Genomic DNA, 247 nt, shown 5'->3' with positions numbered 1-247 from the left:
GTAGCCGTTAATACGTATAAAATTATAGCGGAAGACACGATTGTTCCCGCTGAGTACAGCGGTGTCGTAGCGGCAACGGATAAGGTACCCGTTATGCCGAAGGTGTCCGGTCGCGTTTTGGAAAAATACGTACAGGGCGGTCAAGCCGTTGCGGAAGGACAACCGTTGTTTCGATTGGACAGCCGTTCCTATCAGGCGGCTTTAAATGCGGCAAAGGCCGGTCAGGCACAGGCTGCGGCAAATCTTG

General features: G+C 53.0%; 1 protein-coding gene. It reads left to right on the top strand.

The genetic code is table 11. The annotated features are described in order from the left end of the window. A partial coding sequence (locus tag PGX78_RS09275) for a biotin/lipoyl-binding protein (protein ID WP_270446680.1) occupies positions 1 to 247 on the top strand: 247 nt, incomplete at both ends.

Origin of the sequence: Megasphaera sp. AF13-6AC (genome assembly GCF_027685385.1) — a bacterium.
GTDB classification, from domain to species: Bacteria; Bacillota; Negativicutes; order Veillonellales; family Megasphaeraceae; genus Megasphaera; species Megasphaera micronuciformis.
The sequence above is the reverse complement of the archived record's forward strand: the minus strand, read 5'-3'. Positions and strand labels throughout refer to the sequence as shown.